Origin of the sequence: Nguyenibacter vanlangensis, assembly GCF_038719015.1 — a bacterium.
Taxonomy (GTDB): domain Bacteria; phylum Pseudomonadota; class Alphaproteobacteria; order Acetobacterales; family Acetobacteraceae; genus Gluconacetobacter; species Gluconacetobacter vanlangensis.
Window position 1 is genome coordinate 3,325,095 of the sequence record NZ_CP152276.1, and the last position, 24,393, is coordinate 3,349,487.

Sequence of the window (24,393 nt, forward strand, 5' to 3'; positions counted from 1 at the left end):
TCACGGAAGCATGAAATATGCGACCATACCATCTGACGCCGTGGACATTGCCGAGCGGGATTATCACGCGCTGTTCCTGGCGCAGTCGAAGGGGGCGAGCATTGTCCCCGGACCTGACGGGACGCCCCGGGCGATATCGCGTGCGGACGGCGAGGAAATCGACCTGAGCACGGTAACGGAAGACAGTGATTTCCGTGCCGTGCATTCGGTGCGGGACGAAGCCCGGATTGCCCTGGCGCATGCCCGGAAATATGTCTATGACCATTTCAGCATCCTGAACGACCCGACGCCGGATGCGTGGGTGGCATACCTCAAGGCGCTGATGGCGATCGAGAACGGAGCGGATACCGTGAGCACGGAACTCCCCGCCGCGCCGCAATAACTCACTTTGTCGCCTCGTGACGTGGCAGCGGTTCAATTCCATCCATATGTTTGGCCATCTTTCACCAGCATCGGTTATAGATGGCCAACAATTTTCTTCACGGGGCTGAGGTCCAGACCGTTAGCGACGGCGATACGTCCGTCCAGGTCACCTCGACGTCCATTATCGGGATCGTCGGCACCGCGCCGTTCGCAGACCCGACGCAATTCCCGCTCAATACGCCCGTCCTCGTCAACGGCAACAATACGGCACTGATCGGCGCATTGATCGCCAATGCGCAGGCGACCGATATCGACGTGGGCACGCTGCCGCAGGCGATCGCGGACATGCTGGACGAACTGACCCCGGCGGTCGTCGTGGTGCGTGTCCAGGCGGTATCGACCAATGGCGCGCAGACGCCCGCGTCCTACGATCCGGCGACAATCCCGAACGTGGTGGGCGGCTTGGACGCCAACGGCAACGCCCTGGGCGTGCATGTGCTGCTGAATGCGGAGTCCGTGACCGGCTACCGTCCGCGCCTGCTGTGCGCGCCGGGCTGGACGCATCAGACCACGGCCGGCGCGGTCCTGAATGTCGCGGCCACACAGGGCGGATCGGGCTATACGCCGGGCACCTATCAGCTTGTGCTGACCGGCGCGGGCACGGGGGCGGTGGTCAACGCCGTGGTGGACGCGGGCGGTGCTGTGTCGTCGGTCGCGGTGACCGAGAATGGAAGCGGTTACGCCGCATCCGGAACGACAGCCGCCATGCCGGCCGCCGCTGGCGCGGGAACGTCGCCGGCCGAGTTCACCATTTCCGTGGGCAACACGGATAACCCCGTCATCGCTGAACTGAGTGGCATTGCCCAGCGGCTTGGCGCGGTCATTTACGCGGACGGTCCGAACGTGTCGGACGCGGCGGCGATTTCGGCGGCGGGGCAGGGCGGACAGCGGGTGATGATGATCGACCCGTGGATGATCAAGCTGAACCGCGCCGGGGTGATGACTGCGTTCCCGCAGTCGGCCAAATGGGCGGCGAAGCAGGCATACGTGGACAATACGATCGGCTGGTGGGCCAGCGTGTCCAACAAACCGCTGAACGGCATTCTGGCCCTGGCGCGGCCCGTCTCGTTCACCCTGGGCGACGAGTCCTGTTCGGCGAACCTGCTGAATGGCGCTTATGTCTCGACGGTCATTCGTGCGTCCGCCGGATTCAAGACCTGGGGCAATCGGGCGCTGGACGGAAGCTTTCTGTGCGTGACGCGCACCGTGGATATCGTTAACGCCTCGCTGCTGGCGTCGGCATTGCAGTTCGTGGACGATGGCGTGACCACGAATTTCGTCGATGAAGTCGTCGGTTCGGTCAACGCGTTTCTGCGCCAGCTTAAATCGCTGGGGGCGATCACCGGCGGCAAGTGCTGGGCCGATACGGCGCTGAACACGCCGCAGTCGGTCATGAACGGCCAGACCTATTTCGATTTCGACATCGGTCCGGTCTATCCCGCCGAGCGAATCACGTTCCGCTCGTCCATCAACAACAATTACATCACCACCATTTTCGGGAACGGAAGCAATAGCTGATGGCTGGTCCCCGCAGTGTTTTCAAGGATTATAACCTGTTCTTCGCGGCGAATTCGTTCGCGGGGAACATCAACGATTTCAACCCGCCCAAGCTGACGCTGAATACCGAGGAATGGAAAGGCGGCGGTATGGGCGCGCCGCTCAAGCTGAAGCAGGGCCTTCAGGCGCTGGATACCGATTTCAGCGTCATCAATTTCAGCCCCGTTATCCTCGGCGCGGTTTATCCGACCGAGGGCAATGATACCAGTTTCATCATGCGCGGCGCGTATGAGGATTGGGACGGCACCGTGACCCAGCGCGTCATCACGATGCGCGGTGAAGTCACGGCCAAGGACGAAGGGACGTTGAAGATCGGGCAGGTGGCGACCGTCAAGATTTCGATGAACCTGAACTATTACTCAGACACGATCGGCGGCGTCGTCGTGGACGAGATCGACGTCATCAACATGATCTGGAACAAGAACGGCGTGGATGCCCTGGCGGTCATCCGTAACGCCCTGGGAGTATAACGACCGATGGCCAAAGAGGATTACTGCACCGTCAACCCTGACGGTTCCGTCACCGTCGCCCTGTCGAAGACCTACACGTTCGACGGTGCGCAGCGCGAGAAGATCACCCTGCGCGAACCGACCGTGCGCGACCAGAAACTGTTTCCGGCGGGCGCATCGCAGAAGGCGACGGCGGATGCCGAGGGCAAACTGTTCGCCCATCTGGCGGACGGCGTGACGCCCGCGCAGGTCGATGACCTGACGATCCGCGACTATGGTCGGTTGCAGGACGCATTCGGTTTTTTTCTCGACTAGGCCCCGATTACGTTTCCGAAGGGGTCATGGCGCTCGGGCATTTCTGCCATTGGCAGTTGTCCGAGTGTCTTGATTTGAGCACGTCCGATTTCATTGACTATATTTCCCGCCTGCCGAAAGAGAAGTAATGGCCGATAAACGTTTGAAGGCTTCCATCATCATCGGTGGCCTTCTGGACGGATCATTGCGGGCCGCGTTCTCGGACACCAAGGCGGGTTTCCGGCAGATTGGCGATGCCATGCGCGCCGCCAATCGCACCGCATCCGATTTAAAGAAATCTATCGATGCACTGGCGGCTTCGGGGAAATCGACGGATCATCTCGCGGAACGCTATAACGTTCTGACGCGTGCGATCGATCGCGCGCGCAATGCATCGAACGCACTGTCGGCGGCCGAGCGACGAAGCCAGGGCATTCGGGGAGTATCTGACCGCCTGGGTTCGGTCGCGGCGAAGGCGGGGGCCGCATCGGCGGTCATGGCCGTTCCGCTGGCGACCAGCTTGCGCGAGGCCAGGACGATGCAGACCGAGGCCGCGCGTGTGAATGCGCTGGGATTCGATCGGGCCACAACGGCGCAGGCATTGCAGTTTGCCCGTAGCTTGCGGGCCTACGGCGTATCGCAGACCCAATCCGTCGAACTGATGCGCGACGCGCTATCGACCTTTGGCGACCTGTCCGACGCACAGCGCGCCCTGCCGACCTTGGCGCGAATGAAGTTCGGCAACGCGGCCATGTTCGGGCAAGAGCGCGGCGAGGAAAACACAGCGCAGTTTATGAATATGCTGCGCGTGATCGATTCGCGCGGCGGCGCGTCCAGCCGGTCGGAGTTCGACCGGCAGGCCGACCATATCCAGCGCGTGATATCGGCCACCGGGAACCGCGTGACGGCCGAGGATTGGCGCGAGATGGTGCAGCGTGGCGGCGTGGCGGCAAAGTCCATGTCGAACGATGCATTTTACTATCAGATGGCCCCGCTGATCCAGGACATGGGCAGCGGCGACGCGGTCGGAACCGGTATCGCGGCCCTATACAGCAATCTGTATCAGGGCAAGACGACGAAGCGGGCGGCGATCAACCTGCAAAACCTGGGCCTGATTGGGGATCCGTCCAAGGTCAAATATGACAAGGCGGGGCAGACGGCGCAGCTTAATCCAGGGGCGATCCTCGGGGCGACGCTGCTGCGCGAGTCGCCGTTCGAGTGGATGCAGAAAGTTCTGCTGCCCGCCCTGGCGAAGAAGGGGATAACCGATCGCCAGAAAATTCTTGATACGATCGGCGGCATTATCACGAACGGTCGCGGCGCGAACCTGCTGGCGACCATGTTCACCAATCAGACACAGATCGAACGCGATAGCACGAACGCGCGGCGGGCGAACGGCATTGACGAAAATTTCCGGCAGGGCCAGGACACGGCCACCGGCCGGGAAATCGGGTTGCGCGCGCAGGCCGACGATTTGCAGTTGCGCCTAGGCAATTCCATCCTGCCGCTCTACACGCGCGCGTTGGCGTCGGCCGCGAATGCCATTGATCGTTTAAACGCATTCACCGATCGCCACCCACGACTTGCCAGGGATATGGCGGTCGGGATCGGCGCGGTTACGGTCGGCCTCGCCGCATCGGTGCCGGTGCTGCTGGTCGCGGGGGCCGCGCTGAACGCCTATGCGGGGTTTTCTCTCCTGGCGGCCAAGCGGGAGGCCGCGCTTGCCGAGGCGACGTTGAGCAACACAGCGGCGACCGTTGCGGGGGCCGAGGCGGAGGGGGCGCTTGCAGCCGCGTCGATGACGCGCGCGCGCGGATGGGTGACGGTCGGCCGCACCGTCAAGGCGGCCGTGCTGGGCGTTGTGGGGGTGCTGGGCGCGCCGATCCGCTGGATCGGCCGAATCGGGACGGCGATCCGTGGGTTGGGTGCGGCCGGAGCGGCGATGGAGGCCCTGGGCGTCGTGGTCGAGGGCGTCGGGGCTGTGTTTTCGGCGCTGGTCAGCCCTGTGGCTGTTGCCGTGGGGGCAGTCATTGCCGGGGCGGTTCTGGTCCGGCGTTATTGGGAGCCGATTTCGGCATTCTTGACAGGCGTCTGGCGCGGCATTGCGGCGTCGGCTGCGCCAGCCGGTGCCAAAATCGGCGCAGCCCTACAGCCGATCGCAGGCGCGGCCAAGGCGGTATGGGCTTGGTTCGGCCGGATGCTTGAGCCGGTGCATATGAGTGCCGCTGGGCTGGCGTCAGCCACCGATGCCGGCATACAGTTCGGGCGCGCGGTGGGGGCGGCGATTGGGGTGGTTGAGTCGGCCTTGGGTCGGGTCATCAACGCAATCGGCTGGATCGCCAATAACGCGGGCGCGGCCATCAGCGGCGCGACGGGTGCGGTGACGCGCGCTTACGACTGGATGACGGGGGAAAAGCCGGCAGTGCAGCCGGCCGAGCAACCGGCGGCCACCCCGAAGCCCGGCGCGGCGGTAGTGCGCGCGGCCGAGAAACAGGCCGCCCCTGTGTCCCCGAAGCCTGGGGCGTCGGTCGCGCGCACCGCGCCCCCGCAGGCGCCGCAACCTGTGCCAGCGCCGCAGCCTGGAACGGCCGTAGCTCACGCCGCGCCCCAGCCCGCGGCCGCCCCGCAGCCGGCAGCGCAGCCGGCCGAGCACCGATCGGCTCCCCTGCCGGCCGTGCCGTCCATCTCGCATCGCACAACCAACGTCACACGTCAGGGCGATACCGTGACCCACAATTATAATATCACCCAACAGCCTGGGCAGTCTGGCGCCGATCTCGCGCGGCAGATTGCCACTACGCCGCCCCGAGCGCCCGCACCGCGCGCCGCGCTCTATGATCACGCCGACTGATGGTCAGCTTTTCTTCGGGCCTGTCGATCGCACAGGCCGCAATCGGGCAGATCGGGGCCGTTCTCGGCAGCATGAGCACGGGCAATGCGCCCGCGCTCATGAGCCTGGGCGGATTCAAATTCAGCTTGAACACGCTGGCATTTTCGCAAATGACGCGCACGACCGAGGCGGCTTGGGCGTTTATCCCGCAGGTGGGGCGGCTGGAAGCGGGGCAGTTCACCGGCCCGGGATCGGACGTGATCGAAATCCCCGGCATCCTCTATCCGCAGCGGTTCGGTTCGACCGTTGCGCTGGATCAGCTTCGGATCATGCAGGGGCAGGGCTATGCGTGGCCGCTGATCCTGGGGGACGGGAGCGTATTGGGGAATTGGGCGATCCTGGCGATCCGCGAGACGCGATCGAATTTCAATGCGCAGACGAACCCGCTCAAGGTCGAATTTTCCATTACGTTGAAACAGGTTAGCTAATGCTGACATATCAGACGCGCGATGGGGATGTGCTGGACGCCATCGCTTATGCTCAATACGGCTATTGTGACGATTCGGTCATGAGCCAGATTTTCGCGGCCAATAGCGGGATCGCGGCGCAAGGGGCGGTCATGCCGGCCGGCACGATGATCAACCTGCCCGATATCGTCGCCCCGCAGACGTCCAGCCCGGCGGTCAAGCTGTGGGATTGATGCCGCAATACGCCCTCACGGCGAACGATAACAATATCACGGCCCTGATCGCGGATCGGTTCCTGTCTCTGTCGCTGGACGACGAGACGGGGTTTATGTCCGATTCGCTTGAAATAGTTTTGGCGGACAACATCCCCGGCAAGCGCCTGGCCAAGCCGCCGACCGGGGCGATGCTGGATTTGTCGCTGGGCTACGACCAGTCGCTGACCGACATGGGCATGTTCGTGGTGTCGGGGATCGGTCGGGCCGGCGGTGGCGGCCGCGTCCAGACGCTGACGATTCGCGCGCACGCTGCGCCGTATCAGGGCACGCCGAAGGGCGTTCTCGATTTTCAGACCCAGAAGACACGGGCCTGGGCGGACGGGACCACGATCGGCGCGATGGTCCAGAAGATGGCGCAGGAACACGGCATGTCGGCGTCCGTGTCGCCGTCCCTGGCATCGGTGCCCTTGCCGCATATAGATCAGATGGACGAGTCCGATATCTCGTTTCTGGTGCGGCTGGCGCGGCAGTATGACGCGATCGCCAAGCCGGCGGGCGGCATGCTGCTGTTCGTCGCGCGCGGCGAGTCGCAATCGGCGTCCGGCGCGGCCCTGCCGGTCATCAATCTGTCCGTGTCGGACGTGGCGACGTGGGAATGGGACGAGGATCGCCAGCAGGCCCCCGGGACAGTCGTGACGACCTATCACGACCCGCACAAGGCGACCTTGCATGCCGTCTCTATTGGCAGCGGCGACCCGGTGCGGCGGATCAAGCGCAAATATAAGACGCAGGCCGAGGCGTTGGCGGCGGCGAAGGCCGAGATGGCGCGGCGGGCGCGCGGGGCTGTCCGGTTGCGCCTGACGTTGCCCGGCAACCCCCTGATCACAGGGGAGGCGACGCTGATCCTAGACAGCACATTTGACCCGGATGTGGCCGGCACGTGGCTGGTCACTAAGGCGCGGCACGGGCTGGACGCGGAAGCCGGATATGTTTGCGAAATATCGGCCGAGCGGCCGAACAGTGACCCGAGCGTGTCGGCGTATACCGGCGGTCCAGTCAGTGACGTGGCGCTGGCGGCATCGGGCTGAATGATGCTCACGAAATCGTGATTACACCAAACTACGCCAAACCGATGCGTAAGTCATTGATTTTGCTCGTTTAATGGTGCCCAAGGGCGGAATCGAACCACCGACACTGCGATTTTCAGTCGCATGCTCTACCAACTGAGCTACTTGGGCACCGGGCCGTGGTCCGGCGGGGCGAAGCGACCGGGGCCGGTCCGCCGTGGGGGTGTGATCTATCCCACCTCATCGTCGGGATCAACCCGTCTCGACTCGTTTTCGTCAAAGATTTGCGACCCCTCGTCGCTGTCGGGCACGCGATAGCGTTCGGTGAACCAATGGCCCAGATCGATATCCGCGCAGCGCCGGGAACAGAACGGACGGAATGTCGGGTCGCCGGGCCGGCCGCAGATCGGGCAGGGGGGCAGTGCAGTCGGTTCAGTCACGGTCATGGCTCCAGCCCAGGGGTGGCAGGGACGGGTCCAGCCGCCAGGCCAATTGGTGGCCGGACAGGCGCGCGGCATCGTCCATGGCGTCCGGGTTCGCCTCCAGCGCGCGGGCCAGGTCGGTGCCCACGCGCAGGGCCGGCGCCGTCCCATGCCGTCCGGCCGCCTGGCGCGCCCACTCGTCCAGCATGCGCAGGGCGCGGCCCGTGGCGCCGGACAGCAACTCATGCAGCGGCGGCCCCACGCGCGGACGCAGGATTTCCGCCAGGCCCAGCGCGGTGAACCCCAGAAAGCGCGGGCGCAGCGGGTCCCGCGCCAGGGCGCCCTCGATCGTGTCGCGCAGCGCCTGGCGCTTGCGGATCGCCAGCCCCGCGACATCCAGCACGATCGCCCCGGACAGGTTGCGCAACCGGATCTGGTGCAGCAACGCCGGCAACGCGTCGCGGTTGGCGGCGAATTGCGCGGTCTGCTTGGCGCGCCGGTCGGTGCTGGCGGCGCCGCCATCCATGTCGATCGCCACCAGGGCAGGGGTCGGGGTAATGGTGGCGCGCATGCCGCCCGGCAGGTCGACGCTCGGCTCGGCCAGCGCCGCGACGGCGGCCTCGGTCTCGGAATCGAACGCTCGGGCGACGCGGTGCAGGCGCGGCCGCAACGCGGGCGGCAGACGCGCGGCGATGGCCGCATCCGCGACCAGGATCGGCGCGTCGGGCCAGGACGCCGCCAGTGCCGCCAGCGGCGTCGGGCCGCGCGCCAGCAGGACGGGCGGCCCGGCCAGGGCGGGCGGCGCGCCGCCCGGCGGCAGGTCGCCGGGTGAACACGCGGCCAGCCGCGCCCCCTTGCCGCCCTGCGCCGCGCGGGTAACGCGCACCAGCACCGGGTCGCCCTCGGCCAGCGGACCGGGGGCGGCCGAGTCGGGCAGAAAGCCGCTCAGCCCGTCCGCAAGGTCGATGAAGGTGCCCCCCAGCGCCGGCAGGCGCGCCCCGGCGCGGCCGCGATGGATGTCGCCCACCCCGTCCGGATGCGCGGGGCGCCACAGCGCATAATCGCGCAATCCGGCGTCGTCCGTCACAGCCAGGCGGATCTCGCCCGGCGCGCCGGCGGCCCGGATCTGCGCCGTCACCGGATCCAGTCCCCTTTCTGGCCGCGCAGCAACTGCGCCACCTCGAACAGCGGCAGGCCGATCACGCTGGACGGGCTGCCCGACAGGAACCGGACAAAAGCCGCCGCATGGCCCTGGATCGCATAGCCCCCGGCCTTGCCGTGCCAGTCGCCGGCATCCAGCAGCGCCGCGATCTGCCTTTCGGTCAGCCGGGCGAAGCTGACGGTGCTGGCCACCAGCCGTTCCGCCGCCCGGCCCTGCGGCCACGCCGCGCTGGGGCGCAGGGCCACGGCGGTCAGCACCGTATGGCGCCGGCCGGACAGCAGGGTCAGGCAGCGCCGCGCGGTCTCGCGGTCCTCGGCCTTGGGCAGGATGCGCCGCCCCAGCGCCACGACCGTATCCGCGCCCAGGACCAGGGCGGGCTCGTCCAGCGCGGCCGCGACATGGGCGGCCTTCTCGCGCGCCAGGCGCTGGGCATAGAGGCGGGGCAGTTCGCCGGCAAGCGGCGTTTCGTCCAGGCCGGCGGCGACGATGCGCCGCGGCTGCAATCCGATCTGCGCCAGCAGGTCGCGGCGGCGCGGCGAGGCGGAGGCCAGGACCAGCCCCGGCAGCGGCGGGGCGGACGAATGCGGATCGGACGGGAACGGGTCGGACAAGAGGAGTACCGCCGCCTTACTTGAAGCGGAAGGTGATGCGACCCTTGCTGAGATCGTACGGCGTCATTTCGACATTCACCCGGTCGCCGGCCAGGACGCGGATGCGGTTCTTGCGCATCTTGCCGCTGGTGTGGGCCAGGATCATGTGTTCATTGTCCAGCTTGACGCGGAACATGGCATTGGGCAGCAGCTCGGTGACCGTGCCGCTGAATTCGATCATGTCTTCCTTAGACATCGGGTCCTTCGATCTTCTGATTGACCGGCGCCGGGCCGGTACAAGGGACAAGCCGAGCGCCGGGATCGTCGCGCAAGGCGATCCCGAGGCCCGATAGAGAGAATGCACGCGGATATGTGCGGATTGTCGGCGCCGCGGTCAAGCTTTGTCGACGCCGGTCACGATTGCGTCCAGCCGTGCCGAGACGCTCAGCGCGTGCGCGTCCAGCCCCTCGGCCCGCGCCAGCGCCACCGCGGCCGGCCCGATCCGGCGCAGCGCGTCGGCCCCCGCGCCGATGAAGGTGGTGCGCTTCAGGAAATCGAACACCGACAGGCCCGAGGCGAAGCGCGCCGTCCGGCTGGTCGGCAGCACGTGGTTCGGGCCGCCGACATAATCGCCGATCGCCTCGGCGCACTGGCGGCCCAGGAACACCGCGCCGGCATGCCGCACCCGGGCGAAAAGCGGCTCGGGGTCTTCCAGCAGCAGTTCCAGATGCTCGGGCGCGATCGCATCGATCAGCGACGCGGCCTCGTCCAGGTCGCGCACGGTGATGATGGCGCCGTGCGCGTCCCAGCTCGCGCCGGCGATCGCCGCCCGCGGCAGGGTGCGCAGCTCGGCCGCGACGCACGCCGCCACCTGCCCGGCCAGGGCCGCGTCCTGGGTGATCAGGATCGACTGCGCCAGCGCGTCATGCTCCGCCTGGGCCAGCAGGTCCAGCGCGACAATGCGCGGATCGGTGCCGGCATCGGCCACCACCACGACTTCCGACGGACCGGCGATGCTGTCGATGCCCACCCGGCCGAACACCTGGCGCTTGGCTTCGGCCACATAGGCATTGCCCGGACCCACCACCCGGTCCACCGGGCGGATGCTCGCCGTGCCATAGGCCATGGCGGCCACGGCCTGCGCGCCCCCCACGCGATAGATCTCGCTGACCCCGGCGCGCCGGGCCGCCGCCAGCACCAGCGGGTTCAGTACCCCGTCCGGCGTGGGCACGCACATCGCCAGCCGCGCGACCCCGGCCACCCGGGCCGGCACCGCATTCATCAGCACCGAGGACGGATAGGCCGCGGTCCCGCCGGGCACATACAGCCCCACCGCGTCCAGCGCCGTCCAGCGCATGCCCAGCTCGACCCCCTGCGCGTCGGTATAGCGCAGGTCGGCGGGCATCTGGGCGCGATGAAACGCCTCGATCCGATCGGCCGCGACATCCAGCGCCGCCAGCAGCGCGTCGCTCACCCGGGCGCAGGCGGCATCGATCTCGGCCTCGGTGACGCGCAGCCGGTCGGGGGTGATCGCCATCCGGTCGAAGCGCGCGGTATAGGCGCACAGCGCCTCGTCCCCCCGGGCGCGCACGGCGGCGATGATCTCGCTGACCGGGCCGTCCACCCGGGCGGTATCCCCCGCACGCTCATCCAGCAGGCGGGCGAAGGCGGCGTCGAAATCGGGCTGCGTGGTGTCCAGGCGTTTCATGCGGTGGCGGCCTCACGCGGGGCCTGCGCGCCCAGCGCCTGGCGGAACCGGGCGATCAGTGCGCCGATGCGCTCGGGCTGGGTCTTCAGCGCGGTGCGGTTGACGATCAGCCGGCTGGTGACGTGGGCGATCGTCTCGGTCTCCTCCAGCCCGTTGGCGCGCAGGGTGGACCCGGTATCGACCAGGTCGACGATCAGTTGCGACAGGTCCAGCACCGGGGCCAGCTCCATCGCGCCATGCAGGTGCACGATGTCGGCATTGATGCCGCGCGCGGCGAAATGGCGGCGGGTGATCGCGGGATATTTGGTGGCCACCCGCACCCGCGACCAGCGGGCCGGGTTGTCACCCGTGCCCTGTTTGCCCGTGCCCTGCTCACCCGTGCCCTGCTCCCTGGGGCGCGCGACCGACACGCGGCACGCGCCGATCCGCAGGTCCAGCGGCGCATAGATCTCCGGATAGTCGAATTCCATCAGCACGTCGGCGCCGCAGATCCCCAGTTGCGCGCCGCCGAAGGCGACGAAGGTCGCGACGTCGAACGACCGCACCCGCACCACGTCCAGCATCGGGTCGTTGGTCGGAAAGCGCAGCCGGCGGCTGCCCTCGTCCAGGCAGTCGGCGGCCGGCAGGATGCCGGCGCCGGCCAGCAGCGGGGACGCGGCCTTCAGGATGCGCCCCTTCGGCAGGGCAAGGACCAGCTTCGTGTCCGGGATCGGGGCGGTCATGCACTCTCCAGCAGCTTCGAAACGCGCCCCGGGGCCGCCACGTTTCCGGGGCGGCCTGGCCCCATCCGCCGGGCGCGGGCGCCATGTGCGCTGCGCCTTATCACATTCCGCCCGCCCGCCGGAAGGGCCGAGGCCGCGGCCCCGCCCCGCGGCCCTGCCATGTCAGTCGCATACCCGCGCGATCTGCGCGCCACAGCGCGCCAGCTTCTGCTCCACGGCCTCATAGCCGCGATCGAGGTGATAGACCCGGCTGAGGATCGTCTCGCCATGCGCGGCCAGGCCCGCCAGGATCAGCGAGAACGAGGCCCGCAGGTCGGTCGCCATCACCGGCGCGCCCGACAGCGCATGCACGCCGCGGATGATGGCCGACGAACCATGGACATTGATGCGCGCGCCCATGCGGTTCAGTTCGGGCACGTGCATGAAGCGGTTCTCGAAGATCGTCTCGGTGACCATCGACGCCCCCTCGGCGACCGACAGCAGCGCCATGAACTGCGCCTGCATGTCGGTGGGAAAGCCGGGATAGGGCTCGGTCATGATGTCCACCCCGCGCAGCGCGCCGGTCCGGCGCACGCGCAGCGCGTCGTCTTCCTGCAGCACCTCCACTCCCGCTTCCTCCAGCGTGCGCACCACGGCGCCCAGATGCTCGATCCGCCCACCGACCAGCCGCAGGTCCCCACCCGTGATCCCGGCGGCGCAGGCATAGGTGCCGCATTCGATCCGGTCTGGCATCACCCGGTGGGTGGTGCCGTGTAGCGCCTCGACGCCCTCGACGGTCAGCGTGCCGGTGCCCGACCCGGTGATGCGCGCGCCCATGTTGTTCAGGCAGGCGACCAGGTCGGCGATCTCCGGCTCGCGCGCCGCGTTGATGATCTCGGTCCGTCCCCGCGCCAGGGCCGAGGCCATCAGCAGATTCTCGGTCGCCCCGACCGAGGCGAAGGGCAGGACGATCCGCTCCCCCACCAGGCCGCGCGGCGCCCGGGCGTTGATATAGCCGTTTTCCAGCGAGATCTCGGCGCCCAGCGCCTCCAGCCCCTTCAGGTGCATGTCCACCGGCCGCGTGCCGATGGCGCATCCGCCGGGCAGCGACACCCGCGCCTCGCCGCAGCGGGCCAGCAGCGGGCCCAGCACCAAAATCGAGGCGCGCATCTGCGACACGATGTCGTACGGCGCCACCGTGCTGGTGATGCTGCCGCCGACCGCCAGGGTGGACCCGTCGCCCTCGACGTCCTCGACCGTCAGCCCGTGCTGTTCCAGCAGGCGGCGCATGGTCGCGATGTCGGCGATGCGCGGCACGTTGCGCAGCATCAGCCGGTCCGAGGTCAGCAGCCCCGCGACCAGCAGCTTCAGCGCCGCGTTCTTGGCGCCCCCGATGACGATGTCGCCCCGCAGCCGGTGGCCGCCGCGAATGATGAAACGGTCCATGCCGCGGCTCTCCTACATCCGGGGGGTGGCGACGCCGCGCTGGCCCATATACTTGCCGGCACGGTCCGCATAGCTGACCTCGCAGGGCGACGCGCCCTGGAAGAACAGGAACTGGCAGATCCCCTCATTGGCATAGATGCGCGCCGGCAGGGGGGTGGTGTTGCTGATCTCGATCGTCACCTGGCCTTCCCATTCCGGTTCCAGCGGCGTGACGTTCACGATGATGCCGCAGCGGGCATAGGTCGACTTGCCCAGGCAGACGACCAGCGTGTCGCGCGGAATGCGGAAATATTCCACCGTGTGCGCCAGCGCGAAGCTGTTGGGCGGAATGATGCATGCCGGCCCCTCGCGCGTGACGAAGCTGTTGGCCGCGAAATTCTTGGGATCGACCAGGGCGTTGTCGACGTCGGTGAAGATCTTGAATTCCGACGCCACCCGCGCGTCATAGCCATAGGACGACAGGCCATAGGAAATCACGCCCTCGCGCTGTTGCCGCTCCACGAACGGTTCGATCATGCCGACCTCCTGGGCCATGCGTCGAATCCAGCTATCGGGCATGATGGGCATCGTTGCTCCCTTCCGTCGCGTGGAGGGGGTGAATCGCCTCCGGTACCAGCCCCGACCACTAGCGAAGGCCGGGCCGCTCCGCAATCAGCTCTTTTCGTCCTCGGCCCGGGGCGCGGGCAGGTCCGCGCGGGCGCGCGACTGCTGCTTGCGCCGGCGCAGATTCTCGCGCAGAGCCGCGGCCTCGCGCGCCAGGCGCTCCTGCCGCGCGGCCTCGGCCTTCTCGGCCTTGCCCGGGACCTTGTCCCGAGTCCCGCCCGGGGGGATGTCGTCCGGTCGGGTCATCGCCGCCGCGCCGCCCACAGCTGCACCAGCGAGCCGGCCATCAGCAGCGCGCCGACCCCGTCCAGGATCAGGATCGGCCATCCATGGCCCCAGAGCGGCCAGTGCCATTCCGACGGGCCCAGCTCCATCAGGATGCTGGCGCCGAAGCAGAACACGGCCAGGGTCTGCGCCCAGGATACCGCGCGCGGCGCCGGGTGCCGGCCCGGTCGGCCGCCGGACCGGCCGGCATGAAACGGGTCAGTGGACATCGGCGCATTCCTCCGGCGCGGTTTCGGGCATGTCGGCGTCCGCCGGGGTCCGGGCGGCGAACCATGCCTCCATATGCGACCCCAGTATCTCATCATAGACCCGCAGCGTCGCCTGCTGCATCGCGCGGGTGGTATAGTGCGCCAGCACCCCCCGGCGCGCGGCGGCTCCCATTGCCGCTTCCGCCTCGGGCGCCAGCGTCAGCATGTCGCGGATCGCCCGGGCCAGGGCGTCGGCATCGCCCGGCGGGACCAGCAGCCCGGTCTCGCCGTCCCGGACGGTTTCCATCGCCGCGCCATGGGCGGCGACGATGACCGGGCGGCCCATGGCCTGCGCCTCGACCACCACGCGGCCGAACGGCTCGGGGCGCAGCGACGGCACGACCACCAGGTCGGCCAGGGCCAGGGCCGCGGGCATGTCGGCGCAATGGCCGGCGAAATGCACCCGTCCGCGCAGCGCCGGGCTGGCGCGCACCGTGCGCAGCAGGTCGCGGCCGAACCGGTCGCCGCGCCGCCCCGGCCCGACGAAGACGCAGGCCCAGTTCCGCCCGCATCCGCCGGCCCGCTCCATCCGCGCCAGGGCCTCCAGCAGCAGCGCCTGGCCCTTCCACGGCGTGATGCGCCCGGGCAGCATGATGATTGCCGCGTCGTCAGGCAGGCCCCAGCGTTCGGCCAGGGCCTGCAGCCGATGGCCGCGCACGGCCTCGGGGTCGAAGCGCGCCGTGTCGGCCCCGCGCGGAATGACGCGCAGCCGCTCCGGCCCCACGCCGTAATCGCGCGCCAGCCGCCGCGCGATATAGGCGCTGATGGCGATGACCCGCGATCCGGACGCCATGACGGCGTTATAGCGCCGCTTGCCGGGGACGTTCTCGCGATACACGCCGTGCCAGGTCGTCACCAGCGGCACGCCGACCCGCCGGCAGGCCAGCCAGGCCGACCACCCCGGCGCGCGAGAGCGCGCATGCACCAGATGCACGCCCCGGGCGCGGATCAGCTCGGCCAGCCGCCGGGCATTGGCCAGGATCCGCAGCGGGTTCTTGGTCCGCAGGTCCAGCGGCACATGCGTCCCGCCCGCATGGCGCAGGCGCGGCAGCATCCGCCCCGCCGCGCACGCCACCAGCGCCACCCCGCCGCCGCGAACGATGGCGTCCGCCATCTCGACGGTGCCCTGTTCGATCCCCCCGGCATCCAGCGCGGGCAAAATCTGCAGGATGACGGGACAGGGCGCGGGGGATTCCATGGCCCGACCGCTTAGCATGAACGCGCGAACCGCGTCACGTTCGCGTCATATGTGACCGTGTAACATGGACGTCCTGCCATGATGTGCTACAGAGCACGCATGGGGTGGTCGCACCCCCAAGAAGACAGAAGAACAAGAAGAACCAAGAAGACTACGGAAACCTCCATGAAGACGGGCGGCACGAACGCTGTCTCCCTCTTTCCGGCGTCGCCTCCGATCGTGACGGACCAGATTCCGCCTCGCGGGGCGGCGCCGGCATCTCCATGTTTTCCCATGTTTTGCCCGGCGCTGTTTCCATGCGGCACGTTCTGGATTAACCAGGGCGCATGACGCGCGTTCTCGTGATCAAGCTGGGTGCGCTGGGCGATCTGGTCCAGGCTTTCGCACCGTTCGCGGCCATCCGCGCCCATCATCCCGACGCCGCCATCACCCTGCTGACGACCGCCCCCTTCGCCGAGCTGATGCGCGCCGCCCCGTGGTTCGACCGGGTGGCGGTCGATGCGCGCCCCTCCTGGTGGGATGTGCGCGGCATGCTGGCGCTGCGCCGGACGCTGCGCGGCCACGACGTGGTGTACGACCTGCAGACCTCGGGCCGCTCGTCGCGCTATTTCCGGCTGGCCGGCCGCCCGCCCTGGTCGGGCATCGCCCGCGGCGCGCGCTGGCCGCACGACAATCCGCATCGCAACGCCATGCACACCCGCAGCCGCCAGCGCGACCAGTTGCGCCGCGCTGGCATCGCCCAGGTCCCGGATGCCGACCTGTCGTGGCTGGCCGGGGGCGGCCCGGTCCTGCCGCAGCCTTATGCCCTGCTGGTGCCGGGCGCCGCGCCGCACCGCCCGGCCAAGCGCTGGCCGGCCGAACGGTTCGGCGCCCTGGCCGGCCACCTGCTGGACAGGGGATTGCTGCCCGTCGTGGCCGGCACGGCGGCCGAGGCCCCGCTGGCCGCCGCCATTCGTCGGGCCTGCCCGGCGGCGCGCGACCTGACGGGCCGGACCGGCCTGGCCGACCTGGCGGGGCTGGCGGCGCGGGCCGTGCTGGCGGTCGGCAACGATACCGGCCCCATGCATCTGGCCGCGGCGATGGGCTGCCCCGCGACCGTGCTGTTTTCCCGCGACAGCGACCCGTCCCTGACCGCGCCGCTGGGCCGCGTGCCGGGGCAGGTGCGGGTCATCCGCGTTGACGATCTGGCCACTCTGAGTGTGGATAGGGTTGCGGCGTCGCTCGGCTGACGCCATTACAGCGACTTCCCTTCACGCACGACTTTCCAGTCCGGAGCATCGACACCATGCCTGCCATCACCCTGCCTGACGGATCCGTTCGCCGCTTTGACGGTCCGGTGACGGGCACTACGGTGGCGGCGGCCATCGGTCCAGGGCTGGCCCGTGCCGCCCTGGCGATGGAGCTGGACGGCAGGCTGGTCGACCTGTCGCGCGAAATCGCCGACGATGCCGCGGTGCGCTTCATCACGCGCAAGGACGAGGCGGCGCTGGAGATGATCCGCCACGACACCGCCCATGTGCTGGCCGAGGCCGTGCAGTCGCTGTGGCCGGGCACGCAGGTGACCATCGGCCCGTCGATCGAGAACGGCTTCTATTACGATTTCTATCGCAACGAGCCTTTCACCCCCGAGGATTTCCCCGCGATCGAAGCACGCATGCGCGAGATCGTGGCCGCCAACGCGCCCTTCGTGCGCGAGGTCTGGCCGCGCGACGAGGCCATCCGCTTCTTCGAGGCCAGGGGCGAGCGCTTCAAGGCCGAGCTGATCCGCGACCTGCCCGAAAGCGAGCCGATCTCGATCTACCGCCAGGGCGAATGGCTGGATCTGTGCCGTGGTCCGCATCTGCGCGGCACCGGCGATGTCGGCACGGCCTTCCGCCTGATGAAGGTCGCGGGCGCCTATTGGCGCGGCGATCACCGCAACCCGATGCTGACGCGCATCTACGGCACCGCCTGGCGCGACCAGAAGGAACTGGACGCCTACCTGCACCAGATCGAGGAAGCCGAGCGCCGCGACCATCGCCGCATCGGGCGCGAGATGGACCTGTTCCATATCCAGGAAGAGGCGGTGGGCTCGATCTTCTGGCATGCCAAGGGCTGGCGCCTCTATACGGCCTTGCAGGATTATATGCGCCGCGCCCAGACCCGCGAGGGATATGAGGAAGTGCGCACGCCGCAACTGGTCGACCGCGCGTTGTGGGAGGCCTCGGGCCATTGGGACAAATATCGCGAGCACATGTTCATCGCGACGGTCGAGGACGAGGACAAGACCCTCGCCCTCAAGCCGATGAACTGCCCCTGCCATGTGCAGATCTTCCGCCACGGCCTGCGTTCCTATCGCGAGCTGCCGCTGCGCATGGCCGAATTCGGCGCCTGCCACCGTTACGAGCCCTCGGGCGCGCTGCACGGCATCATGCGCGTGCGCTCCTTTACCCAGGATGATGGGCACATCTTCTGCACCGAGGCGCAGATCGCGCCCGAGACCGCGCGTTTCGTGCGGATGCTGGCCGAAGTCTATGCCGATCTGGGCTTCGAGAGCTTCCGGGTGAAGTTCGCCGACCGGCCCGAGCAGCGCGCAGGCACCGAGGAAAGCTGGGACCGCGCCGAGGCCGCCCTGGTCGAAGCCTGCCGCCTGGCCGGGATCGATTACGAGCGCAATCCGGGCGAGGGCGCGTTCTACGGCCCCAAGCTGGAATTCGTCCTGCGCGACGCCATCGGCCGCGACTGGCAGTGCGGCACGCTGCAGGTGGATTACGTGCTGCCGGAGCGGCTGGACGCGTCCTATATCGGCGAGGACAGCGCCCGCCATCGGCCCGTCATGCTGCACCGCGCGATCCTCGGGTCGTTCGAACGGTTCCTGGGGATCCTGATCGAACAGCATGCCGGCCGCTTCCCGCTGTGGCTGGCGCCGGTCCAGGTGGTGGTGGCGTCGATCGTCACCGACGCCGCCCCCTATGCCGAACAGGTGGCCCACGCGCTGAAGCAGGCGGGGCTGGCGGTCGAGACCGACATCCGCAACGAGAAGATCAACGCCAAGATCCGCGAGCACAGCCTGGCGCGCGTGCCGATCATCCTGGTCGTCGGCCGCAAGGAGGCCGAGGACGGCACGGTGGCCATTCGCCGCCTGGGCGGCGCAGCGCAGCAGGTCGTCCCCCTGCATGAGGCCGTCGATGCCCTGGCGGAGGAAGCCCTGCCCCCCGATTTGCGCCGGGCGCGTCAGGCAGCCGTCTGATTTCGTCAGCCCTGGCCATCCCCCTGGCCGATGGCGGCGCCCATGTGCTGGCGGTATGGCCGGGCGTTTCTTCTGCCCGGGACGCATGGCTGGCTTCAGCCTTCATGCGACGAGAATGCTTGATCTGGATAGGTGCTTTGCGCCACATAACGGCGTATCCGGAGGTGTATCGCGCAGTTCCGACCCCATGCCCCTGGGCATCGGTGGGGAATGCGCGTTGTCCGGACGCGAAAAAGAACACAGGAGCCGACCATAGCCAGACCTCCGATGCCCACTCCGCCTAACCGCGAGGGCCCACGCGTCAACGAAGAAATCCGTGTCCCGCAGGTGCGTCTGATCGACGCGGATGGCGAGATGCTGGGGGTGATGCCCACGCGCGAGGCGCTGGCGCGCGCCTATGCCGTCGGCCTCGACCTGCTGGAAATCAGCCCGAACGCCGAACCGCCGGTGGCCAAGATCCTCGATTACGGCAAGTTCAAATACGAACAGCAGAAGAAGCGTAACGAGGCCCGCAAGAAGCAGAAGGTCATCGAGATCAAGGAGGTCAAGGTTCGGCCGAATATCGATGAGAACGACTACCAGGTGAAGATGCGCGCCATGCGCTCGTTCATCGGCGAGGGCGACAAGGTCAAGGTGACGCTGCGCTTCCGCGGGCGCGAGATGGCCCACCAGGACCTGGGTATCAAGGTGCTGGAGCGGATCCGCTCGGAAATGGACGAGCAGGCGAAGGTCGAGCAGATGCCCAAGCTGGAAAACCGCCAGATGATCATGGTCCTCTCGCCGCGCTGATCCGCGCCGGACGACCCTAATAAAAAAAGCCCGGACGGAAGGTTCGGGCTTTTTTTATTGGATAGCCCACGGGTCGTGCTACGGGCGCAGCATGATCGTCGCGGTGGCGGCGGCCGTCACCGTCTGCTCCTCGAGCGGGGCGGTGGGGGGCATGGACGCGCGGGCGGCCATCATCATCATCATGGGCATCGGGCGGGACGTGCCCTGGTCCTGCAACGCGATGGTGCGGATCGGCCCCATCGTCATGCCCAGCACCTTGGCCGCGGCCTCGGCCCGGCGGCGCACGTCGCGCAGGGCTTCGGCCTCGGCCTGCTGCGTCAGGGCGCTGCGCCGCTCGGGCGACAGCGACCAGTCCAGCCCCGACAGGCCCAGCCCGCGCGCCTGCAACTGGCCCACCAGGGTCAGCAGCGCCGTACCGTCCGCGCCCGTCAGACGGATGACCTGCCGCGCCGTCCACTGGGCTGGCCTGGCCGCTTCGTCATGCTGCACGACATAGGAATCGGTGACGATGGTCAGCCCGCCGGCAGCGTTGGCCGCGTCCACGGCCTGACGGATCACGCTGTTGACCCGGCCCTGCACGGCGGCGGGCGTGGCGCCGTTGCTTTCGGCAAACAGGGTGGCGGTCAGCCGGTCAGGCGCCGCATGGACGGTTCCCGCGCCGGTCAGGGTCAGTTCGGTGTCGGCCGTGCCCTGCCGGCCGGCGGCGTCCTGCGCCCGCGCCCCGGCCACCGGGCCGGCCAGCAAAAGCACGGCCACCGGGATCAGACGGGTCATGGCGGTGGCGGTCATGAATGATTGTCTTCCTTCAATACCATCAGGGCGCGGCGCAAATCGATGATACCCGACCGGACCCTGCCCTCGCGGCACAGCAACGCGCCATGGATGCGCAACTCGCTCACCTCGCGCGTCAAGGGCGGTCCATAGGCATCGATGACGGTCACCAGCCGATCGCAGAAGGCGCGGCTGTCGCTGGTGATCACGACCGGGCGCCCGGAATCAGAGCCCGCCTCCGGGCCCGAATCCTGCCCCCGATCCTCGCCCGGCCGGGGCGATGCATCGTCCGGCGCGGGCGCGAAGGCGCAGACGCACAGGCTTGCGGCCAGCAGGGCCGGGATGACAAGAGACGGTGCGTTCATATGGCGCAGCCTAGAAGGGGTCATCTGTCGCGCTCGTGGGGTGATTGTGAAGTCTCCGTCACGACCGCGGGATGCTGCGCCCGCGGGGCGGGTGGAATGGGAATGGGCGCGGCCGCGCGGGCCTGCGGCTGCGCCTGCCGCGCGACCGGCAGGATCATGCGGACCGACAGCCCCGGTTGCTGCGCGCGCAGGCGCAGCACGCCGCCATGCAGTTGTACGATCGCCTGTACCAGCGACAGGCCCAGCCCCGCGCCCGGGGTATGGCGCGCCGCTTCGGCGCGGAAGAAGCGTTCGGACGCGCGGGCCAGGTCGGCCTCGTCCATGCCGATACCCTCGTCCGTCACCGCGATCGAGACCGCGCTGGCGCCCGGCGCGAGCATTGTCAGCCCCGGCAAGGCCGGCCCGGTGGCCGCAGCCAGCGTCACCGTCCCGCCGGCAGGCGAGAATTTGATGGCATTGTCCAGCAGGTTGGCCACCGCCTGCTGCATCAGCGCCTTATCGCCGTAGAAAGGCAGGCAGGACGGCAGGCGCAGCGCCAGGCGGATCTGCTTTTCCTCGGCCACCGCCTCGTACAGATCGCCGATATCGGTCAGCAGCGGTACCAGGTCGAAGGGGGCGAAGGCCGACCGGCGCGATCCGGCCTCGATCTGCGCGATGCGCAGCAGCGCCTCGAACACCGCAGTGACATTGTCCAGGTTGCCGACTGCCCGCTCGATCGCCAGCCGCAGTTCGGCCGCGCTGCCGGCATGCAGGGCCGCGTCCTCCAACTGGGTGCGGGCGCGGGTGATCGGCGTGCGCAGATCATGGGCGATGGCGTTGGAGACCTGGCGTACGCCATCCATCAGCCGGACGATGCGGTCCAGCATCTCGTTGATCGCCTCGGCGACCTGGTCCAGTTCATCCCCGTTGCCCACCAGGGGCATGCGGCGCGACAGGTCGCCACGCGCGATCGCCGAGCTGGTCTGGGCAATCGACTTGATCATGCGGCGGAACATGCCATGAACCAGCACGGCGCCGCTGATCGCCAGCAGGGTCACCATCATCCAGGCCCAGAGCAGCGAGTCGGTCAGCAGCCGCCGCAGCACCGCGCGGGCGCGGACGTCGCGTCCGACCAGCAGGCGGAACCCGCCCGGCAGCGCGAAGGCCCGCACTTCCGCCGTGTCGCGCATGCCGGCCCGCGTGACCTTCAGCGAATACCATTGGTCGGTGCGGACCACCTGGGCCGGCCATTCCGACAGGTTGCCCGCCAGCCTGTTCCCGGTCGGGCCGACCATCAGATAGATTGCGTCGTCGTCCAGGTTCTGTTCCAGCCGGTCGTCGATCGTCAGCGCCAGCGTGGGCAGGCCGCCTTCGGCCCAGCGCTGGCTCAGCGCCCGCGCATCGGCATTGATGGCGGTTTCCACCTGCCGTTCCAGAAAGCCGATCGTCCCCCACCAGATGAAGGACATGAACAGGATCGACGACAGGGCGAACAGCACGCCATAGCCCAGCGAAAAACGCAGGCTGGCCGAGCGCGGCAGCCTGAAGCGCCGGCGCCCGCCCCGTCCTCTGTCCTCGCCCTCGGGCTGCATGGCCGGCGCCGCCCCCGTTCCTATTCCGCCCGCAGCATGTAGCCAGCGTTGCGGATCGTGTGGATCAGCGGCGTGTCGAACGGCTTGTCCACCTTCTGGCGCAGGCGCGATACATGCACGTCGATCACATTGGTCTGCGGGTCGAAATGGTAATCCCATACGCCTTCCAGCAACATGGTGCGGGTGACCACCTGCCCGGCATGGCGCATCAGATATTCCAGCAGGCGGAATTCGCGCGGCTGCAGGTCGATCCGCTGGCCGCCCCGCCGGACGGTGCGCGACAGCAGGTCGACCTCGAGATCCGCGACGACCAGGCGCGTTTGCGGCACGTTGTCGCTGCGCCCGCGCCGCGACAGCGCCTCGACCCGCGCCAGCAGCTCGCTGAAGGCGAAGGGCTTGGTCAGGTAATCGTCGCCGCCGGCCTTCAGCCCCTGAACCCGGTCGTCCACGTCGGCCAGCGCCGACAGCAGCAGGACCGGCGTGCTGTTGTTCTGCGCGCGGATCGTCTCCAGCAGCCGCAGCCCGTCGATGCCGCCCGGCAACATGCGGTCCAGGATGATCAGGTCGAAATTCTCGCTGACGGCCAGGAACAGCCCGTCCTTGCCGTTATCGACCGGTTCGACCAGATGTCCGGCCTCGCGCAGGCCTTTGGCCACGAAGTTGCGTACCGTCGGATCATCCTCGACGACCAGAATATGCATGCGGTCCGGCTCCCGTTTCTTGTTTCCGGCCTATCTTACGTCGCGCCGTGGCGCACTGGCCAGAGCAGCAGGCCAAAGCAGTTGTCCGGGCCGCCGCCAGGGCGTCAATCGTCCATGTCCTCGGGACGGTGCCCGACAACGACCGGCATCGTTAGCACCGCGCCATGGCGCTGGATGCGCAACTGGACGGTCGAACCCGGATGTTCGGCGGCGATGGTGCGGATCAGGGTACGGGAACTGTCCATCGGCTCATCCCCCACGCTCAGCACGATGTCGCCGGTCCGCAATCTGGCGCGGCGGGCCGGTCCATCGCGGTCGATATCGGTGATGCGCACCCCGTCATGCCCATCGCCGTCGGCCAGTGTCACGCCCAGCCAGCCGCGATCGATATGCCCGCTGCGCCGCAGTTCGGCGACGATCGGCGCGACGATCTCGGACGGAATGCCGAACCCGATCCCCACCGACCCGCCGGTGGGCGACACGATGGCGGTATTCAGCGCCACCACCTGGCCGCTGAGATTGAAGGACGGCCCCCCGGAATTGCCCGGATTGATCGGCGCGTCCAGTTGCAGGAAATCGTCGAACGGGCTGGCGCCGATATCGCGCCCGCGCGCCGAGACGATGCCCGCCGTCACGGACGATCCCAGCCCGAACGGATTGCCCGCCGCCATGACCCAATCGCCGACATTGATCTGCCGGCTGTCGCCCCAGGTGACGAAGGGCAGCGGATGCGGGGCCTGGATCTTGATCACCGCGATATCGGTCAGGTCGTCGCTGCCCAGCAGCTTCGCGGGATATTCGCTGCCGTCGGCCAGCGAGACGGTGATGTGGTCGGCCTCGCCCACCACATGGTTGTTGGTGACGATCACGCCGCTGGGGTCGATGATGAAGCCCGACCCGGCCCCCAGCATTTCCTCGCCGCGCGCGCGCATCCGGTCGCGGAAGCGCCGCTCGAAGGGCGTGCCCTTCACCCCGGGGGGCACGGGCTGGCGTTTCTGCTGGTCGTTGGCGCTCTGGGTGTCGGTGCCCTGGGTAACGGCGATATTGACCACCGCCGGCACGACCTGGCGGACCAACGGCGCGAAAGTCAGCGGGCCGGAGACGACCAGCGGAGGGGCCGGCGGGGCGAACACTGTCTCCGCCGCCTGCGCATCCGCGTGGCGGGGCGAGCCCGCCAGCACCGCGCAGGCCGCCAGAGCGAGGGGCAGGCGGCGCGGCAAGCCGGGCGCGAGGCGGGGAAAAGGCCGGCTTACCATCCGCCGCATGGGCACGTGATCCTGTTCGTGGCGCGCCGGGCGCAGG

Annotated in this window: 27 protein-coding genes and 1 tRNA gene; 11 read left to right on the forward strand and 17 right to left on the reverse strand. The window is 68.4% G+C overall.

Annotated elements, in window-relative coordinates:
* The first annotated feature begins 10 nt into the window (after positions 1-10).
* From AAC691_RS15590 to AAC691_RS15625, 8 genes are all read left to right on the forward strand, one after another.
* The gene (locus AAC691_RS15590) at positions 11-382 is read left to right on the forward strand and encodes a hypothetical protein (RefSeq protein WP_342627576.1); all 372 of its coding nucleotides are present in this window, start codon (positions 11-13) and stop codon (positions 380-382) included.
* A gap of 80 nt (positions 383-462) precedes the next feature.
* Positions 463-1,941 carry a phage tail sheath C-terminal domain-containing protein gene (locus AAC691_RS15595; protein WP_342627577.1) on the forward strand — a complete coding sequence of 493 codons (1,479 nt, stop codon included), beginning with the start codon at positions 463-465 and terminating at the stop codon, positions 1,939-1,941.
* Positions 1,941-2,450 carry a phage major tail tube protein gene (locus AAC691_RS15600; protein ID WP_342627578.1) on the forward strand — a complete coding sequence of 170 codons (510 nt, stop codon included), beginning with the start codon at positions 1,941-1,943 and terminating at the stop codon, positions 2,448-2,450. The genes AAC691_RS15595 and AAC691_RS15600 overlap by 1 nt, the downstream gene beginning before the upstream one ends.
* A 6-nt stretch (positions 2,451-2,456) precedes the next feature.
* Positions 2,457-2,744 carry a phage tail assembly protein gene (locus AAC691_RS15605; protein WP_342627579.1) on the forward strand — a complete coding sequence of 96 codons (288 nt, stop codon included), beginning with the start codon at positions 2,457-2,459 and terminating at the stop codon, positions 2,742-2,744.
* 127 nt (positions 2,745-2,871) lie between these two features.
* Complete coding sequence (locus AAC691_RS15610; RefSeq protein WP_342627580.1) at positions 2,872-5,574, forward strand: hypothetical protein; 2,703 nt, start codon at positions 2,872-2,874, stop codon at positions 5,572-5,574.
* A complete protein-coding gene (locus tag AAC691_RS15615) occupies positions 5,574-6,041 on the forward strand; it encodes a phage tail protein (protein WP_342627581.1) in 468 nt (155 codons plus the stop codon). The genes AAC691_RS15610 and AAC691_RS15615 overlap by 1 nt, the downstream gene beginning before the upstream one ends.
* The gene (locus AAC691_RS15620) at positions 6,041-6,253 is read left to right on the forward strand and encodes a tail protein X (protein WP_342627582.1); all 213 of its coding nucleotides are present in this window, start codon (positions 6,041-6,043) and stop codon (positions 6,251-6,253) included. Before AAC691_RS15615 ends, AAC691_RS15620 begins: the two co-directional genes overlap by 1 nt.
* Complete coding sequence (locus tag AAC691_RS15625) at positions 6,253-7,323, forward strand: contractile injection system protein, VgrG/Pvc8 family (RefSeq protein WP_342627583.1); 1,071 nt, start codon at positions 6,253-6,255, stop codon at positions 7,321-7,323. The genes AAC691_RS15620 and AAC691_RS15625 overlap by 1 nt, the downstream gene beginning before the upstream one ends.
* Positions 7,324-7,397: 74 nt before the next feature.
* On the opposite strand, the gene AAC691_RS15630 is transcribed toward AAC691_RS15625, so the two are convergent.
* The 12 genes from AAC691_RS15630 to AAC691_RS15685 form a co-directional block, all read right to left on the reverse strand.
* Positions 7,398-7,473: transfer RNA gene (locus AAC691_RS15630), tRNA-Phe, on the reverse strand.
* Positions 7,474-7,532: 59 nt separating this feature from the next.
* Positions 7,533-7,742 carry a DNA gyrase inhibitor YacG gene (locus AAC691_RS15635; RefSeq protein WP_342627584.1) on the reverse strand — a complete coding sequence of 70 codons (210 nt, stop codon included), beginning with the start codon at positions 7,740-7,742 and terminating at the stop codon, positions 7,533-7,535.
* Complete coding sequence (locus AAC691_RS15640) at positions 7,735-8,862, reverse strand: ribonuclease E/G (protein WP_342627585.1); 1,128 nt, start codon at positions 8,860-8,862, stop codon at positions 7,735-7,737. Before AAC691_RS15640 ends, AAC691_RS15635 begins: the two co-directional genes overlap by 8 nt.
* Positions 8,859-9,497, reverse strand: a complete 639-nt coding sequence (locus AAC691_RS15645) for a Maf family protein (RefSeq protein WP_342627586.1) — start codon at positions 9,495-9,497, stop codon at positions 8,859-8,861. Before AAC691_RS15645 ends, AAC691_RS15640 begins: the two co-directional genes overlap by 4 nt.
* 16 nt (positions 9,498-9,513) lie before the next feature.
* Positions 9,514-9,732: a translation initiation factor IF-1 gene (infA, locus tag AAC691_RS15650; protein ID WP_003622234.1), complete on the reverse strand. Its 219-nt coding sequence runs from the start codon at positions 9,730-9,732 to the stop codon at positions 9,514-9,516.
* Between the two features lie 138 nt (positions 9,733-9,870).
* Complete coding sequence (gene hisD, locus AAC691_RS15655; RefSeq protein WP_342627587.1) at positions 9,871-11,184, reverse strand: histidinol dehydrogenase; 1,314 nt, start codon at positions 11,182-11,184, stop codon at positions 9,871-9,873.
* Entirely contained in the window at positions 11,181-11,906 is a 726-nt protein-coding gene (gene hisG / locus AAC691_RS15660; RefSeq protein ID WP_342627588.1) for an ATP phosphoribosyltransferase, read from the reverse strand. The genes hisD and hisG overlap by 4 nt, the downstream gene beginning before the upstream one ends.
* Positions 11,907-12,068: 162 nt before the next feature.
* Positions 12,069-13,331 (reverse strand): UDP-N-acetylglucosamine 1-carboxyvinyltransferase, encoded by a 1,263-nt coding sequence (gene murA / locus AAC691_RS15665; RefSeq protein ID WP_323989128.1) that lies wholly within the window; start codon positions 13,329-13,331, stop codon positions 12,069-12,071.
* A 12-nt stretch (positions 13,332-13,343) separates the two neighbouring features.
* Entirely contained in the window at positions 13,344-13,898 is a 555-nt protein-coding gene (gene dcd, locus AAC691_RS15670) for a dCTP deaminase (RefSeq protein ID WP_342627589.1), read from the reverse strand.
* A gap of 84 nt (positions 13,899-13,982) precedes the next feature.
* Entirely contained in the window at positions 13,983-14,180 is a 198-nt protein-coding gene (locus AAC691_RS15675) for a hypothetical protein (RefSeq protein ID WP_342627590.1), read from the reverse strand.
* Positions 14,177-14,428 carry a hypothetical protein gene (locus AAC691_RS15680; RefSeq protein ID WP_342627591.1) on the reverse strand — a complete coding sequence of 84 codons (252 nt, stop codon included), beginning with the start codon at positions 14,426-14,428 and terminating at the stop codon, positions 14,177-14,179. The genes AAC691_RS15675 and AAC691_RS15680 overlap by 4 nt, the downstream gene beginning before the upstream one ends.
* Positions 14,418-15,665 (reverse strand): glycosyltransferase family 4 protein, encoded by a 1,248-nt coding sequence (locus AAC691_RS15685; RefSeq protein ID WP_342627592.1) that lies wholly within the window; start codon positions 15,663-15,665, stop codon positions 14,418-14,420. The genes AAC691_RS15680 and AAC691_RS15685 overlap by 11 nt, the downstream gene beginning before the upstream one ends.
* A gap of 326 nt (positions 15,666-15,991) precedes the next feature.
* On the opposite strand from AAC691_RS15685, the gene AAC691_RS15690 reads away from it, so the two are divergent.
* The 3 genes from AAC691_RS15690 (at position 15,992) to infC (ending at position 19,683) form a co-directional block, all read left to right on the forward strand.
* On the forward strand, positions 15,992-16,894 hold the full coding sequence (locus tag AAC691_RS15690) for a glycosyltransferase family 9 protein (RefSeq protein WP_342627593.1): 903 nt from the start codon (positions 15,992-15,994) through the stop codon (positions 16,892-16,894).
* Between the two features lie 56 nt (positions 16,895-16,950).
* Positions 16,951-18,894 (forward strand): threonine--tRNA ligase, encoded by a 1,944-nt coding sequence (gene thrS, locus AAC691_RS15695; protein ID WP_342627594.1) that lies wholly within the window; start codon positions 16,951-16,953, stop codon positions 18,892-18,894.
* A 267-nt stretch (positions 18,895-19,161) separates the two neighbouring features.
* Positions 19,162-19,683 (forward strand): translation initiation factor IF-3, encoded by a 522-nt coding sequence (gene infC / locus AAC691_RS15700; protein WP_176640712.1) that lies wholly within the window; start codon positions 19,162-19,164, stop codon positions 19,681-19,683.
* Between the two features lie 78 nt (positions 19,684-19,761).
* Here infC and AAC691_RS15705 read toward each other — a convergent pair whose 3' ends face one another.
* The 5 genes from AAC691_RS15705 to AAC691_RS15725 form a co-directional block, all read right to left on the reverse strand.
* Positions 19,762-20,472 (reverse strand): SIMPL domain-containing protein, encoded by a 711-nt coding sequence (locus tag AAC691_RS15705; protein WP_342627595.1) that lies wholly within the window; start codon positions 20,470-20,472, stop codon positions 19,762-19,764.
* Entirely contained in the window at positions 20,469-20,843 is a 375-nt protein-coding gene (locus AAC691_RS15710) for a hypothetical protein (RefSeq protein ID WP_342627596.1), read from the reverse strand. The genes AAC691_RS15705 and AAC691_RS15710 overlap by 4 nt, the downstream gene beginning before the upstream one ends.
* Positions 20,840-22,390 carry a HAMP domain-containing sensor histidine kinase gene (locus AAC691_RS15715; RefSeq protein ID WP_342627597.1) on the reverse strand — a complete coding sequence of 517 codons (1,551 nt, stop codon included), beginning with the start codon at positions 22,388-22,390 and terminating at the stop codon, positions 20,840-20,842. The genes AAC691_RS15710 and AAC691_RS15715 overlap by 4 nt, the downstream gene beginning before the upstream one ends.
* A 20-nt stretch (positions 22,391-22,410) precedes the next feature.
* Positions 22,411-23,091 carry a response regulator transcription factor gene (locus AAC691_RS15720; RefSeq protein ID WP_342627598.1) on the reverse strand — a complete coding sequence of 227 codons (681 nt, stop codon included), beginning with the start codon at positions 23,089-23,091 and terminating at the stop codon, positions 22,411-22,413.
* A gap of 104 nt (positions 23,092-23,195) precedes the next feature.
* The gene (locus AAC691_RS15725; RefSeq protein WP_342627599.1) at positions 23,196-24,356 is read right to left on the reverse strand and encodes a trypsin-like peptidase domain-containing protein; all 1,161 of its coding nucleotides are present in this window, start codon (positions 24,354-24,356) and stop codon (positions 23,196-23,198) included.
* Positions 24,357-24,393 lie beyond the last annotated feature (37 nt).